Source organism: Stutzerimonas sp. LR2, from assembly GCF_055755175.1.
Map to the genome: position 1 here is coordinate 844,038 of NZ_JBVTRR010000001.1, position 13,974 is coordinate 858,011.

General features: G+C 65.9%; 15 protein-coding genes and 1 tRNA gene. 6 read left to right on the top strand and 10 right to left on the bottom strand.

Annotated features, from left to right (window positions below):
- Nucleotides 1-45: 45 nt before the first annotated feature.
- The 10 genes from ACVRRC_RS03945 to ACVRRC_RS03990 form a co-directional block, all read right to left on the bottom strand.
- Nucleotides 46-528, bottom strand: a complete 483-nt coding sequence (locus ACVRRC_RS03945; RefSeq protein WP_017244187.1) for a thermonuclease family protein — start codon at nt 526-528, stop codon at nt 46-48.
- Between the two features lie 223 nt (nt 529-751).
- A tRNA-Phe gene (locus tag ACVRRC_RS03950) sits at nt 752-827 on the bottom strand.
- Between the two features lie 92 nt (nt 828-919).
- The gene (locus ACVRRC_RS03955) at nt 920-1,192 is read right to left on the bottom strand and encodes an oxidative damage protection protein (RefSeq protein WP_011915101.1); all 273 of its coding nucleotides are present in this window, start codon (nt 1,190-1,192) and stop codon (nt 920-922) included.
- Nucleotides 1,189-2,256, bottom strand: a complete 1,068-nt coding sequence (gene mutY, locus ACVRRC_RS03960) for an A/G-specific adenine glycosylase (RefSeq protein WP_019406010.1) — start codon at nt 2,254-2,256, stop codon at nt 1,189-1,191. The genes ACVRRC_RS03955 and mutY overlap by 4 nt, the downstream gene beginning before the upstream one ends.
- Nucleotides 2,253-4,475, bottom strand: a complete 2,223-nt coding sequence (locus ACVRRC_RS03965) for an AsmA family protein (protein ID WP_181120885.1) — start codon at nt 4,473-4,475, stop codon at nt 2,253-2,255. Before ACVRRC_RS03965 ends, mutY begins: the two co-directional genes overlap by 4 nt.
- Before the next feature lie 202 nt (nt 4,476-4,677).
- Nucleotides 4,678-5,076 (bottom strand): aspartate 1-decarboxylase autocleavage activator PanM, encoded by a 399-nt coding sequence (gene panM / locus ACVRRC_RS03970; protein ID WP_026012467.1) that lies wholly within the window; start codon nt 5,074-5,076, stop codon nt 4,678-4,680.
- 88 nt (nt 5,077-5,164) lie between these two features.
- On the bottom strand, nt 5,165-5,947 hold the full coding sequence (locus ACVRRC_RS03975; RefSeq protein WP_011915097.1) for an ABC transporter ATP-binding protein: 783 nt from the start codon (nt 5,945-5,947) through the stop codon (nt 5,165-5,167).
- An 11-nt stretch (nt 5,948-5,958) separates the two neighbouring features.
- Nucleotides 5,959-6,828: a nitrate ABC transporter permease gene (ntrB, locus tag ACVRRC_RS03980; RefSeq protein WP_013984430.1), complete on the bottom strand. Its 870-nt coding sequence runs from the start codon at nt 6,826-6,828 to the stop codon at nt 5,959-5,961.
- A 26-nt stretch (nt 6,829-6,854) separates the two neighbouring features.
- On the bottom strand, nt 6,855-8,186 hold the full coding sequence (locus ACVRRC_RS03985) for a CmpA/NrtA family ABC transporter substrate-binding protein (RefSeq protein ID WP_011915095.1): 1,332 nt from the start codon (nt 8,184-8,186) through the stop codon (nt 6,855-6,857).
- Between the two features lie 358 nt (nt 8,187-8,544).
- A complete protein-coding gene (locus ACVRRC_RS03990; RefSeq protein WP_026006472.1) occupies nt 8,545-9,846 on the bottom strand; it encodes a nitrate regulatory protein in 1,302 nt (433 codons plus the stop codon).
- Nucleotides 9,847-9,975: 129 nt separating this feature from the next.
- Here ACVRRC_RS03990 and hisB point away from each other — a divergent pair, with 129 nt between their 5' ends.
- From hisB to ACVRRC_RS04020, 6 genes are all read left to right on the top strand, one after another.
- Complete coding sequence (hisB, locus tag ACVRRC_RS03995) at nt 9,976-10,569, top strand: imidazoleglycerol-phosphate dehydratase HisB (RefSeq protein ID WP_013984428.1); 594 nt, start codon at nt 9,976-9,978, stop codon at nt 10,567-10,569.
- Nucleotides 10,569-11,207 carry an imidazole glycerol phosphate synthase subunit HisH gene (gene hisH, locus ACVRRC_RS04000; RefSeq protein ID WP_013984427.1) on the top strand — a complete coding sequence of 213 codons (639 nt, stop codon included), beginning with the start codon at nt 10,569-10,571 and terminating at the stop codon, nt 11,205-11,207. Before hisB ends, hisH begins: the two co-directional genes overlap by 1 nt.
- Nucleotides 11,208-11,468 carry a DUF2164 domain-containing protein gene (locus ACVRRC_RS04005; RefSeq protein WP_003303327.1) on the top strand — a complete coding sequence of 87 codons (261 nt, stop codon included), beginning with the start codon at nt 11,208-11,210 and terminating at the stop codon, nt 11,466-11,468. It abuts the gene before it with no gap.
- Nucleotides 11,469-11,504: 36 nt separating this feature from the next.
- Complete coding sequence (gene hisA / locus ACVRRC_RS04010) at nt 11,505-12,248, top strand: 1-(5-phosphoribosyl)-5-[(5-phosphoribosylamino)methylideneamino]imidazole-4-carboxamide isomerase (protein WP_011915091.1); 744 nt, start codon at nt 11,505-11,507, stop codon at nt 12,246-12,248.
- Between the two features lie 96 nt (nt 12,249-12,344).
- Nucleotides 12,345-13,115: an imidazole glycerol phosphate synthase subunit HisF gene (gene hisF, locus ACVRRC_RS04015; RefSeq protein ID WP_045157895.1), complete on the top strand. Its 771-nt coding sequence runs from the start codon at nt 12,345-12,347 to the stop codon at nt 13,113-13,115.
- Nucleotides 13,116-13,195: 80 nt separating this feature from the next.
- Nucleotides 13,196-13,942 (top strand): substrate-binding periplasmic protein, encoded by a 747-nt coding sequence (locus ACVRRC_RS04020; RefSeq protein WP_019406014.1) that lies wholly within the window; start codon nt 13,196-13,198, stop codon nt 13,940-13,942.
- Nucleotides 13,943-13,974 lie beyond the last annotated feature (32 nt).

Genomic DNA, 13,974 nt, shown 5'->3' on the forward strand with positions numbered 1-13,974 from the left:
CGGGGCGAGTCTGCGGGTTACGCCGGTTTGCGAGGTGCGGGTTATCTAGCGCCTGGCGCTGCGCATTTCCTTGCGCCATTCCCATGGCGGTTGCTGTTCGGTCTTGTGCAACGCCCAGAGGCCCCGCTTGAACTCCCGGGCGACCGCCTCGAGATCGAGCAGGGTGCGGTCCTTCAGTTGAGCACGATATGCCCAGGCAGTGCCGGTGCGGACCATCTCGGCGTTGACGTCGGTGTCCCCGGCCCTGACGCGAGCCAGGGTTCGCCCCTGGTCGTCGCGACCCTGGACCGTGAGCTGAACGTTCTTGCCGAACACATAGCCGGAAAGTGCCTGACGGGCCTGGGCGCCATACGGCTGCTTGAGCTCCGGTGCATCGATCTCGGCCATCCGTACCCTGAGCCGATCGCCCTCGGCGGTACGGCAACTGAAGACGTTGCCATCGGCAATGCCGATCACCCGGCAGTCGGTTGTTTGCGCGGACGCGGGAAGGGCGGTGAGCAGCAGGGCGGCGAGTACACAGCGCAGCATGGGAGCGATCGCTTCGGTTGGGGCCGGCGAGGGTAACAGGCCGATCACCGGCCGAACCGGAGCCAGGTCTCAGATGGTCATGTTGGGCCCCGGCGGCAGCTGCGGGGAAGAATCCCATTGGCTGTGCAGCCGATTCGGGTGAATTGCAGGCAACAAAAAACCCGCACTAGGCGGGCTTCTTGTGGGCTTTCGGATGATGCTGACACCACCTGAAAACGAAAGGTGGTGCCCAGGGACGGAATCGAACCGCCGACACGGGGATTTTCAATCCCCTGCTCTACCGACTGAGCTACCTGGGCAACGGGGCGCTATTAGACGGATTTGCCTTTTGCCTGTCAAGCGCGGCCCGGAAAATATTTAATCCGGACGGGCGCTTAGCGCAGCCGGGCGGTTATTCGCTGGGTGGCACGTAGCCTTCGGCCTTGGCGTAGTCCTCGCCGGAGAAGAACTTGTCCATCTCGCCCTGGAGAAACTTGCGGTCCTCGGCGTTCATCATGTTCAGGCGGCGCTCGTTGATCAGCATGGTCTGGTGTTTCTGCCAGTCGTCCCAGGCCTGCCTGGAGATGTTGTTGTAGATGTCCTCGCCTTTCTGGCCCGGAAACGGCGGGCGCTCGAGGCCGGGGAGTTCCTGGTTGTACTTGCGGCAGTTCACGGTGCGGGTCATGAGGTCTCTCCTGCATTCAATTCAGCGGCGGCGCGCTTGAGCAGTGTCTTTACCGGCGCGGCAAGGCCGAGGCGCGGCGGGGTGGCGAGGTTATACCAGAGCCAGTCCGCCTCGGCCACGGCGTCGGGCGCGGTCTTGACCCTGATCAGCCAGGGTTCGATGGCCAGCTGGAAATGGCTGAAGGTGTGGGTCAACCCTGGCAGTTCGCGACGGTCTTCCAGCTGCAGCGCATGCCGTTCGGCCAGAGGATCGAGGGCAGCGAGGTCATCCAGTTCCGGCAGGCTCCAGAGCCCGCCCCAGAGCCCGCTCGAAGGGCGACGGTAGAGCAGGATGGCGCCGTCGCGATTGGCCAGCAGCGGCATCAGCGTGCGCTTTTGCGGCAGCGCCTTGCGCGGCTTGGGTACCGGGAAGTCGGTTTCGCGCCCGAGCAGATGGGCGCGGCAGCCGTCCCTGAGCGGGCAGAGCAGGCAGCTCGGGCGGCTGCGCGTGCACAGCGTGGCGCCAAGGTCCATCATCGCCTGGGTGTAATGGTTGACCCGCTGCCGGGGGGTGAGGCGCTCGGCCACCTCCCACAGCTCGCGGGCCACCTTCGGCTCGCCGGGATAACCGTCCTGGGCAACGTAGCGGGCCAGCACGCGTTTGACGTTGCCGTCGAGAATTGGCGCGCGCAGACCCATGCTGATGCTGGCGATGGCGCCGGCGGTCGATCGGCCTATCCCGGGAAGCTCGGCGAGCTTGTCGACATCCGCGGGAAATATGCCACCGTATTCGGTAACCACGCGCTTGGCGGTCTTGTGCAGATTGCGTGCGCGGCTGTAGTAGCCGAGGCCCGTCCAAAGATGCAGCACTTCATCTTCCTCGGCCGCGGCGAGCGCCTCGACGGTAGGCAGCGCTTCCATGAAGCGGTCGAAGTAGCCGAGCACGGTGCTGACCTGGGTCTGCTGCAGCATGATCTCCGACACCCAGACCCGGTACGGCGTGATGTTCTGCTGCCAGGGCAGGTCCTTGCGGCCGTGGCGGTCGAACCAGTCGAGGACCGCCGCGCCGAACTGCTCCGGGCTCATCGCTTGAACAGGCCCTTGAGGGCGTCCTTGAGTTCCGGGCTGACCTTGTCGCCGAGCTTCTCCTCGATCTTCTCGTTGAGCCTTTCGCCGGCCAGCCTGGCGGCGATCTTGCCGAGGGCGTCATTGTCGAAACGGCAGGCCTTGGCGCCCAGCTCCAGCGGGCCGCGACAGCGCAGGGGCCACTCGATGCCGACGTAGCGCTCGTTGACCTGACAGGCAGGGTCCGGCATGGCGCCCTTGTCGCCTTCGATGACGATGCCGACGCGATAGTCCATGCCCAGCACGCGCAGGTCGACATCGCCGTTGCCATTGACTGTCAGGCCGGGGATGCTGGCCTTGAGGTCGGGGTTGCTGGCCACGCCGTTGCGCAGGGTCAGGTTGCCCTTGAGTTCGCGGAAGGGGGTGTCCTTGCTGCGTGGCTCGCTGGACAGCGGCTTGCGGTTGAGCGTGGCGATGGCGCGGCAGAGCTGCTGCTCGAGGTTGGCATCGACCAGCACGCCGTTGTCGATGATGAAGCCGACCTTGCCGTTGAGGTTGTCGACCCAGGCCTTCTGGCTGTTGCCCTGGGTGCGCAGGTCGGCATCCAGGTTCAGCAGGCCCTTGACCACCACCTCTTCGCCCTGGCTTTCCAGCAGGCGCTCGATTGGCACGCCGTTGAAGCGGTTCTGCAGCGTCAGCAGCGGCTGGGCCTGGCGCACGTCGAGGCTGGCGCTGCTGTCCAGGCGTCCGCCGTAGAGGCCGCCGCGCAGTTCCTGCAGGTTCAGCTGGCCGTTGCGGGCTCGGGCCTTGAGGTTGAAGCCCTCCAGCGGCAGTTGCATGGCGGTCAGGCTGCCGATGGCCAGGCTGACCTCGCTGTCGAGCTTGCGCAGCTGATCCAGCGGCAGCACCGAGGCCTCGCTCCAGGCCTGCTGGGTCGGTGCGTTGGGCAGCGGGGTGCTACCGCTGCCGACCGCGGCGGCCTGGGTGTTCTTCACTTCGCTCTTGCGCGCGGCGCCGGCCGGCTCGTCCTTGCTTGGCGGTGGCAGGTAGCGGTCGAGATTCAGCCGATCACCCTTGAGATCGACGCGCAGCGCCTGGCGGGCGAAGTCGCTGATGGCGATGCGGCCGGTGAAGGTGCTGTCATCGAGCTTGAGGGTCAGTTCTTCCAGCGCCAGGCTGTTGGCCGTACCGCTCAGCCGGCTGACCAGCTCGGCCCTGTTCAGCGCATTGCCATCAGCCATGGCCGGCAGCTGCTGCCCTGTGCCCTGGAGGAATTCGCGCAGGTTGAACTGCGCCACGGTCATCGCGCCGCTGATCTTCGGTTCCTTGTCCAGGTCGCGCGCCTTCAGCTCGCCCAGCCCACGCAGCTGGTTGGCGGTGAACTTGAGGCTGTTCCATTCGGCAATCTGCGCGGCGAGATCGACCAGCAGCTGGCCCTGGGCGCTGAAGGTCAGGGTCTGGCCCTGCAGCGGCTCGCCGGAGGCCTCGCCGGACAGGCGCATGTCCTCGAACTGGTAGCGCTTGAGCTGGTTGTCGAAACGCAGCGCGCCTTGCAGCTCGGTGCGCGCGCGCATCACCGGCTGATTGCTGCCGAAGAAGGCGTTGAGCTTCACCGGGATCGAGCTGCCCTCGCGGATCGCGCCGGTCGTGAGCTCGATGCTTTCGGCGCTGTATTGCTGGCCGGTCTTGGCGTCGCTGTAGGTCACGCGCGCATCGCTGACGGTCAGGCTGTCGATATCCAGTGTGAGCGGCTTGCGTGCGGGCGATGCCTCTTCGCGCTGTTCGGTTTGCGGCTCGGCAGCTTTCGGCGGCTCGCCGGCCTGTTCGCGGCGACCGGCCGGCTGGCCGACGCCTTCCCAGTTGCCGCGACCCTGCTCGTCCCGGCTGAGCGTCAGGTTGAGGCCATTGACGGTGATATCGCTCATCTGCACTTCGCGGCTGAGCAGCGGCATCACCCGTACGGAGAGCCCGAGCATGCGCAAATCGGCGAACGGCTGTCCGGGGGTCTGCGCGCTGGCCAGGGTGGTGTCGTGCAGTTCCAGGCCGAGCCAGGGGAACAGGCTCCAGCCGATGTCGCCCTTGATGTCCAGTTCGAGGCCGGCCTTGTTCCGCGCCAGGTCGCGGATCTCGTCCTTGTAGTCGTTGGGATCGAACAGGTGGGTCAGGGCGAAGCCTGCCGCCACGAGGATCAGCAACAGTCCGAGAATGACCAGGCCCAGGATTTTGCCGAGCGATTTCATGGACGAGTCCTTGTAGAGAAGCGGTCTGAAAGGTGGCGAGTATAGCCCCGTGCTCTCCGATGTCGGGAGGCGGCCGGGGTTGGAGTGGCGTGCGCGGAGCTGGTTCCGCGCGACGGTTGCGGCACCGCGCGGGCAGACGAACTGTCGCGCCGGGTGGTGAGCCAGCAGCGCGTTCGGCCGCCATTCAGCCCGTCATCGTTACCTACAGCGGGTCCAGCGGCAGATGGGTGCGCGCGGCCAAGGCGCTGGCTTCCAGATGGCCGGCGGGAGCGGCCAGGCGCAACGGTTTACCGGCTTCACTGGCCTGGCGCTGGGTTTCCTCCAGCAGCCGGCGGCCGACGCCGCGCTTTCGGGTGAGCTTGCGTACGCACAGGTGCGACAGGCGCCAGGCGTCGTCGCCGCGCTGCAGCAGGGCGGCGCCGAGCAGGCGGTCATTGAAGCGCCCGGCGATCAGGCTGCCATCGGCCAGCGCCGCGGCGATCAGCGTGTCGGCGCTGGAATAGGGCGCCAGCAGCCAGTCGGGTGCATCGGCGTAGATTTTCGCCAGGTCGGTAAGGTCCTGCGGGCTGGGCTGGGTGACGGATTCGACGTAGACGGGCATGGCGACCTTGCGACGGCTGGGCGGAATGCCGGCAAGCATACGCCGAACCGCCGCCAGCGCACGAGACGCCGGCGGTGGGCGCGCCCGATCAGTGCAGGCGATGGCGCTCGTGGAGGAAACTCAGCACCGCACGACGGTAGTGGTTGTACTCGGGGTCATCGGCCAGGGCGATGCGGTCGCGCGGGCGCGGCAGTTTCACGTCGAGAATCTCGCCGATGGTCGCCGAGGGGCCATTGGTCATCATCACGATGCGATCGGAGAGCAGCACGGCCTCGTCGACATCGTGAGTGATCATCATCATGGTGTTGCCCAGCTCCTTCTGGATCTTCATCACCTCGTCCTGCAGGTGCGCGCGGGTCAGCGCATCCAGCGCGCCGAACGGCTCGTCGAGCAGCAGCACCTTGGGCTTCATCGCCAGCGCGCGGGCGATGCCGACGCGCTGCTTCATGCCGCCGGAGATTTCCTGCGGGTATTTGTTCAGCGCATGGCCCATGTTCACCAGCGCCAGGTTGTGCTCGATCCATTCGCGCCGTTCGCGCTTGCCCATGCTGCGCTTGAACAGCTTGTTCACTGCCACCTCGACGTTCTCGTAGACGGTCAGCCAGGGCAGCAGCGAATGGTTCTGGAACACCATGCTGCGGTCCGGGCCCGGCCCGCGCACTTCCTTGCCGTCGAGAATCACCCCGCCGAGGCTGGGCTCCAGCAGCCCGGCGACGATGTTCAGCACCGTCGACTTGCCACAGCCGGAGTGGCCGATGATGGATATGAACTCGCCCTTCGCGATGTTCAGGTTGATGTCCTTGAGCACTTGCGAGGCGAGGTTGCCGCGCACGAAACTCTTGTCCAGGTGTTCGATGGAGAGATAGCTCATGGCGTTGCTCCTCAGTTGGCCGGAATGCCGCGAGTGATGCGCTGGCCGACGAAGGCCACCAGGCGATCGAGCACGAAGCCGACCACGCCGATGTAGACGAGCGCGAGGATGATGTCGCTGATGCGCGAGGCGTTCCACGCATCCCAGATGAAGAAGCCGATGCCGACGCCGCCGATGAGCATCTCCGCGGCGATGATCGCCAGCCACGACAGGCCGACGCCGATGCGCAGGCCGGTGAAGATGTAGGGCGCGGCGGCCGGCAGCATGATGGTCTTGAAATATTCGAAGCCATTGAGCTGCAGCACCTGGGCGACGTTGCGGTAGTCCTGCGGGATGTTGCGGATGCCCACTGCGGTATTGATGATGATCGGCCAGATCGCGGTGATGAAAATGACGAACAGCGCCGAGGGATGACTGTCCTGAAAGCCCGCCAGCGACAGCGGCAGCCAGGCCAGTGGCGGCACGGTCCGCAGCACCTGGAAGATCGGATCGAGGCCGCGCATGGCCCAGTCCGACTGGCCGATCAGCACGCCGAGGCCGACCCCGGCGACCACCGCCAGCAGATAACCCACCGCCACCCGTTCGAGGCTCGCCAGCAGTTGCCAGGCCAGGCCCACGTCATTGCCGCCGTTGTCGTAGAACGGATCGACGATCAGCTCCCAGGTTTCCGCGATCACCTGCGAAGGCGGTGGCAGCGCGGCATCGGCACCGGAGCAGAGCATCTCCCAGATCACCCCGAGCACCAGCAGGATGACCAGGGGCGGCAACAGCTGCTGCACCGCGTAGCGGCCGCTACGCTGCATCAGTGCAGCGGCTCTGGATGGGCGGACAATGGACACCGGCTCGGTGCTGGCGGGCTGCAGTTTGACGTTGGCATTCATGGGCTTTTCCTCGCGGGTTGCGGTTATCAGGCCATGGCCTTGATGGTCAGGCTGTCCAGGTAGGCTTGCGGGTTCTCGGGGTCGAACAGCTTGCCGTCGAAGAACTTCTCCACGCCGCGGGAGGTGGAGGTCGGGATCAGCTCGGCGGGCAGGTTCAGCTCGCCGGCTGCGGCGCGCCAGATGTCTTCGCGGTTGACCTTGGCGATCAGCGCCTGGCTGTCGAAGTCGGCCGGCAGGTAGCCCCAGCGCTTGTTCTCGGTGAGGAACCAGAGGTCGTGGCTCTGGAACGGATAGGAGGCGTGGTCGTCCCAGTAGCGCATCTGCTCGGGATGGTTCTCGATGACCTTGCCGGTGCCGTAGGCGAAGTTGCCCTTCATGCGGTCGACGATGTCCTTGTAGGGCGCGCCGATCCACTTGCGTTGCGAGCAGATCTTCGCCACTTCTTCCTTGTTCTCGGCCTTCTCGCAGAACTGTTGGGCTTCCATGATCGCCATGGTCAGCGCGCGGGCGGCGTTGGGGTTGGCGGCCACGTAGTCGCTGCGCAGGGCGAAGGCCTTTTCCGGGTGGTTGTGCCACAGCTCGCCGGTGGTGTTGGCGGTGTAGCCGATCTTCTGGTTGATCAGCTGGGCGTTCCACGGTTCGCAGACGCAGAAGGTGTCCATGCTGCCGACCTTCATGTTGGCGACCATCTGCGCTGGCGGCACGACGATGGTGTTGATGTCGGCGTTCGGGTCGATGCCGCCGGCGGCCAGCCAGTAGCGCATCCACAGGTCGTGGGTGCCGCCGGGAAAGGTCACCGCGGCGCTGACCTTCTTGCCGCCGGCCTTCTTCGCCTCCAACGCCGCCTTGAACGGCGTGCTGTCGAGGCCGATCTTCAGATCGCGATACTCCTCGCCCACCGAGATGCACTGCCCGGCCAGGTTGAGCCGCGCGAGGATCGACATGGGCACCGGCTGGTTGTTCGGCGTGACGATGCCGGCACTGATCAGGTAGGGCATGGGCGTGAGGATGTGCGCGCCATCGATGCCATTCTTCGCCGAGCCGAGCACCAGGTTGTCGCGGGTGGTGCCCCAGGAAGACTGCTTGAGCACCTCGACCTCGGTCATCCCGTACTTGGCGAAGAAGCCTTTCTCCGCGGCGACGAACAGCGGTGCGGCGTCGGTCAGGGCGATGAAGCCGAGCTTGGCCTTGCTGGTTTCCACGTCGCCGCCCGCAGCCCAGGCGGCCGAACGCATGCCCAGGGACATGCCGCCGAACAGGGCGACCCCGCTGGCGGCGATGATCGAATGCTTGAGGAAGCTGCGGCGCGAGGCCAGGGTCAGGTCGCTGGGCTGGTCATTGTTCGGCTTGTCGGTCATGGTCGAATTTCCTTTGGGCGAAAAAAAACGGCGCCACACCGCCCGGCTGGAGCCGGAGAGCGTGGACACCGTTGTCCTGAAAGTCAGTTGTGGAAGCCGAGCGATCCGGCCTTGAACAGGTCATTGCGAAAGCTGTGCCAGGGTGCACTGGAGGCGCCCGTCGGCGCCGCCGGAATGCTCGAGCGACAGGCTGGTGGGCAGGTAAATCAGGCACTTGGCTCGCGCAGTCGAGGCGCAAGGCCGGCGCGCTGGGGAGGCGGGTCGCCGCCATCGACGAGCTGAATGGGCAGGCTGGCTTGCGGGTCGCTGCACAGTCGCGGGGCAGGGCGGGCCCCTGGGCGGCACGGCGTGCCTGTTTTCAGTGCCGGCAACGCTGGCCGCGTGCGGCCGTGTTCGCCGAACCGTCCAACGCCAGCAGGCGCTGGGCGACTTCCTCCAGGCGCAGGCCCTGGTTCATGGCTGCCTGACGCAGCCGGCCGTAGGCCTCGCCTTCCGAGCAGCCCTGCTGGCGCATCAGCTGCTGCTTGGCACGCTCCACCTGCTTGCGCTCGTCCAGCGCCTGGCGTGCCTCGCGCAACTCCTCATTGAGGCCCTGCAGGCGCACGCTCTGGGTCAGCAGCAGCTCCAGCGTCGAGCGCGCCACCATCGCGGTCATGCCATCCGGCGGTGGCGTGTCGAGGTCGCTGGCCTGCACGCTGAACAGCTTGGCCTGCTCGGCGGCGGCGTGCATGTCGGCGATGCCGTCGAGCAGCTTGCGATGGCTCTGCAGGTCCTTGCGGATGCGCTCGATGCTCTGCCGGCACTGCTGCAGCAGGTCCTGCTCCAGGCGCGTCTCGACATGTTTCATGGCGTCGATGCGGCCGGTGTGCAGCTCGAACCAGAGTTCGCCCAGCTGCGCCTCGACCGCCGCGCCCGGGCTGGTCCGGCGGGCGATGTCGCGCAAGCGGCAGGCGTTGATATTGGTATCGCTGGCACACAGGGCTTGCCATAGCGCCTGCGCCGCCGGGCTGGCGAAGCGGCTGAAGGTGTCGAAGCAACGCTCCTGCCCTTCGAGCAGGTGCTCCAGGCGCTCCAGCATGTCGGCGCGGAAATAGCCGCTGGCGAAGCCGACTACCCCCAGTGCGCGCTCCTGGCCGGCCAGCTCCTTGCCCTGCATGAAGTTGAACAGTGCCACCAGGCAGCGCGTGATGTGCGGATCGGAAGCGGTGTCAGCGGCTTCGAAGACGACGGCCAGCAGCCCGCCGATCAGGCGTACCAGCGTCGCCGTGGCGTCCTGCATGCTGATGGCGTGCTCGCGGATGCGTCGGCGCAGCGCCGGCAGCTCGTCCAGGCTGTGCAGGGCATAGGCGATGCGGGTGAACAGCCGGGTCTTGTCCGCCGCGCTGACCGCCTCCAGGTCGATGCGGTCCAGATCCTGGCGCACCGCACGCTCCAGCGCCTCGGCCTCCAGGCTCAGCGCATCTAGCTGCTGGCGCTGGTGAGCGGCATTGCCGCCGAGGTAGATGTTCGAATAGCCGCGTTCCTTCTGCAGCGCGTGAACCAGCTGGCTGATGCGCGTGACCAGCTCGCAGGTGCGGGTCAGATCCTCCAGGCCGAGCAGTTCGCTGCGCCGGGAGGCGAGCATGAAGCGCAGGGTCGCGGGCATTTTCCGTCCGTGCATGGGCGGCACCTCGGCGGTTGGACGACCAGCTTCCTGCAAGATGCAGTCCAGCCGCCCGGCGCATATCCGCGCCCGGGCGTTTGCGCCTATAATGAGCCCCTTTTCGCCCCACGATCAGCGGAGCTGTTGATGTCCGAACGTACGGCTTGCGTAGAGCGCAACACCCTGGAAACCCAGGTCAAGGTCACCATCAATCTCGATGGCACCGGCAAGGCGCGCTTCGCCATCGGTGTGCCTTTCCTCGAGCACATGCTCGACCAGATCGCCCGTCACGGGTTGATCGACCTGGATATCGAATGCAACGGCGACCTGCACATCGACGACCACCATACCGTCGAGGACGTAGGCATCACCCTCGGCCAGGCCTTCGCCAAGGCCATCGGCGACAAGAAAGGCATGACCCGCTACGGGCACGCCTACGTGCCGCTGGACGAGGCGCTGTCGCGCGTGGTGATCGACTTCTCCGGGCGTCCCGGGCTGACCATGCACGTGCCTTACACCCGTGCGGTGGTCGGCAAGTTCGACGTAGACCTGTTCCAGGAATTCTTCCAGGGCTTCGTCAACCACGCCCTGGTGACCCTGCACATCGACAACCTGCGCGGAACCAACACCCACCACCAGATCGAGACGGTGTTCAAGGCCTTCGGCCGCGCGCTGCGCATGGCCATCGAGCTCGATCCGCGCATGGCCGGGCAGATGCCGTCGACCAAGGGGTGCCTGTAATGCAGACCGTTGCCGTCATCGACTACGGCATGGGCAACCTGCATTCGGTGGCCAAGGCGCTGGAGCATGTCGGCGCTGGCCGCGTGCTGATCACCAGCGATGCGCAGGTCATCCGTGAAGCCGACCGCGTGGTGTTTCCCGGCGTCGGCGCGATTCGCGACTGCATGGCCGAGATTCGCCGGCTGGGCTTCGACGAGCTGGTCCGCGAGGTCAGCCAGGACCGCCCGTTTCTCGGTATCTGCGTCGGTATGCAGGCCCTCATGGAGCGCAGCGAGGAGAACGACGGCGTCGACTGCATCGGCCTGTTTCCCGGCCAGGTGCGCTTCTTCGGCAAGGATCTGGTTGAGGACGGCGAGCACCTGAAGGTGCCGCACATGGGCTGGAACGAGGTCAAGCAGGCGGTGGATCACCCGCTCTGGCACGCGATCCCGGACAATGGCCGCTTCTACTTCGTGCACAGCTATTACATCGAGGCCGGCAATCCGCGCCAGGTGGTCGGCCGTGGCCACTACGGCAAGGACTTCGCCGCCGCGCTGGCAGAAGGCTCGCGCTTTGCCGTGCAGTTCCACCCGGAAAAGAGCCATACCCACGGCCTGCAGCTGCTGCAGAACTTCGCCGCCTGGGATGGCCGCTGGTAAATGAGCCGGGCCAAGCTCAAGCCGCCGGTCCTGACGCTGGATGCCGCTCAGGAGCAGGCGGCGCAACAGGTCATCAAGCGCTTTCTGCAAGAGCGGTTCGAACTCGAACTGGGCTCGTTCGAGGCGCAGGAAGTGCTCGATCTGTTCGCCCGGGAAATCGCGCCGCTGTATTACAACAAGGCGATCTTCGACGTGCAGAGCCACCTGAAGGAGCGGTTCGAGAGCATCGAAAGCGACTTGTGGGCACTCGAGAAGAGCTGACCCTTAACCGACACTTGATTTGAACAGGTTCAAGCCATGCTGATTATCCCCGCTATCGATCTCAAGGACGGCGCCTGCGTACGTCTGCGCCAGGGCCTGATGGACGACGCCACGGTGTTCTCCGATGACCCGGTGGCCATGGCTGCCAAGTGGGTCCAGGCCGGCTGCCGCCGCCTGCATCTGGTCGACCTCAACGGGGCCTTCGAAGGCCAGCCGGTCAACGGCGAAGTGGTCACCGCCATTGCCAAGCGTTACCCGGACCTGCCGATCCAGATCGGCGGCGGCATCCGTACCCTGGAAACCATCGAGCACTACGTGCGCGCCGGTGTCAGCTACGTGATCATCGGCACCAAGGCGGTGAAAGAGCCGGAGTTCGTTACCGAGGCCTGCCGCGCCTTCCCGGGCAAGGTGATCGTCGGTCTGGACGCCAAGGACGGCTTCGTCGCCACCGATGGCTGGGCGGAAGTCTCCAGCGTGCAGGCCGTCGATCTGGCCCGCCGTTTCGAGGCCGATGGCGTCTCGGCGATCGTCTACACCGACATCGCCAAGGACGGCATGATGCAGGGCTGCAACGTCGAGGCCACCGTGGCCCTGGCCAACGCCAGCCGTATCCCGGTGATCGCGTCCGGTGGCATCCACAACATCGGCGACATCCAGAAGCTGCTCGACACCAACACCCCGGGCATCATCGGAGCCATTACCGGCCGCGCCATCTATGAAGGCACGCTGGATGTGGCCGAGGCGCAGGCGCTCTGCGACCTCAAGCTGAAAGACGAGTAAGCCGTAAGGCGGACCACGCTCCGCGTGCCGCCATGCATTCGGTGACCCGGCGGATAGCGCCATGCGGCGCTGTCCGCCCTACGAGAGAGATCGACCATGGCCCTGGCCAAACGCATCATTCCCTGCCTCGACGTGGACAACGGCCGCGTGGTCAAGGGCGTTCAGTTCGAGAACATCCGCGACGCCGGTGACCCGGTGGAGATCGCCCGGCGCTACGACGAGCAGGGCGCCGACGAGATCACCTTCCTCGACATCACCGCCAGCGTCGACAACCGCGATACCACGCTGCATACCGTCGAGCGCATGGCCAGCCAGGTGTTCATCCCGCTGACCGTGGGTGGGGGCGTGAGAACCGTGCAGGACATCCGCAACCTGCTCAATGCGGGAGCCGACAAGGTCTCGATCAACACCGCCGCGGTGTTCAACCCGGACTTCGTCGGCGAGGCCGCGGACCGTTTTGGCTCGCAGTGCATCGTGGTCGCCATCGACGCCAAGAAGGTCTCTGCGCCGGGCGAGCCGGGCCGCTGGGAAATCTTCACCCACGGCGGCCGCAAGCCCACCGGGCTGGACGCGGTTGAATGGGCGAAGAAGATGGAAGCCCTCGGCGCCGGCGAGATCCTGCTCACCAGCATGGATCAGGACGGTGTGAAGAGCGGCTACGACCTGGGCGTCACCCGCGCCATCAGCGAAGCGTTGTGCATCCCGGTGATCGCGTCGGGGGGCGTGGGCAACCTGCAGCACCTGGCCGAAGGCATCCTCGAGGGCAAGGCCGACGCGGTACTGGCGGCCAGCATCTTTCACTTCGGCGAGTACACGGTGCCGGAGGCCAAGGCCTACCTGGCCGCTCGCGGCATCGTGATGCGTTGATCGCGGCGCGCCGCCGACACGGCTGACGCGCTACAAGGACACGCCCGCTGCTGTTGCGGGCGAGCAATCAGGAGATTCTCATGCTCAAGACCATCGCTTCCATTGCCAGTGCGTTGCTGTTCGGCGCCTCGCTGGCTCATGCCCAGGCCCCGGCGAAGATCGACCTGCTGACGGAGAACTTTCCGCCCTACAACATGGCGGCCGACGGCAAGAACTTCGCCCGCGATGAAAACATCAGCGGTATCGCGGTGGACATCGTGCGCGAGATGTTCAAGCGCGCCGGGGTCGATTACACGCTGACACTGCGTTTCCCCTGGGAGCGCATCTACGGCATGGCGCTGGAGCAGGCCAACTACGGGGTGTTCGTCACCGCGCGGCTGCCCGAGCGTGAAGAGCTGTTCAAGTGGGTCGGCCCCATCGGCCCGGACGACTGGGTACTGCTGGCCCGTGGCGACAGTCCGATCAACCTGACCAGCCTGGACCAGGCCCGCCAGTACACGGTCGGCGCCTACAAGGGTGACGCCATCGCCGAGCACCTGGAGGCCCAGGGTCTGCAGCCGGTGCTTGCCCTGCGTGATCAGGAGAACGTGAAAAAGCTGCTCGACGGCAAGATCGACCTCTGGGCCACGGGCGACCCGGCCGGCCGCTACCTGGCCCGACAGGAAGGCGTGACCGGGCTCAAGCGCGTGCTGCGCTTCGACAGCGCCGAACTCTACCTGGCGCTGAACAAGCAGGTGGCCGACGAGACAGTGAAGAAGCTGCAGCAGGCACTGGACCAGATGCGCCGCGAAGGCGTGATCGACGAGATCAACGCTCGCTATCTCTGAGTTGCTTCCTCTCGCCTGACGCGTTTCCCGCG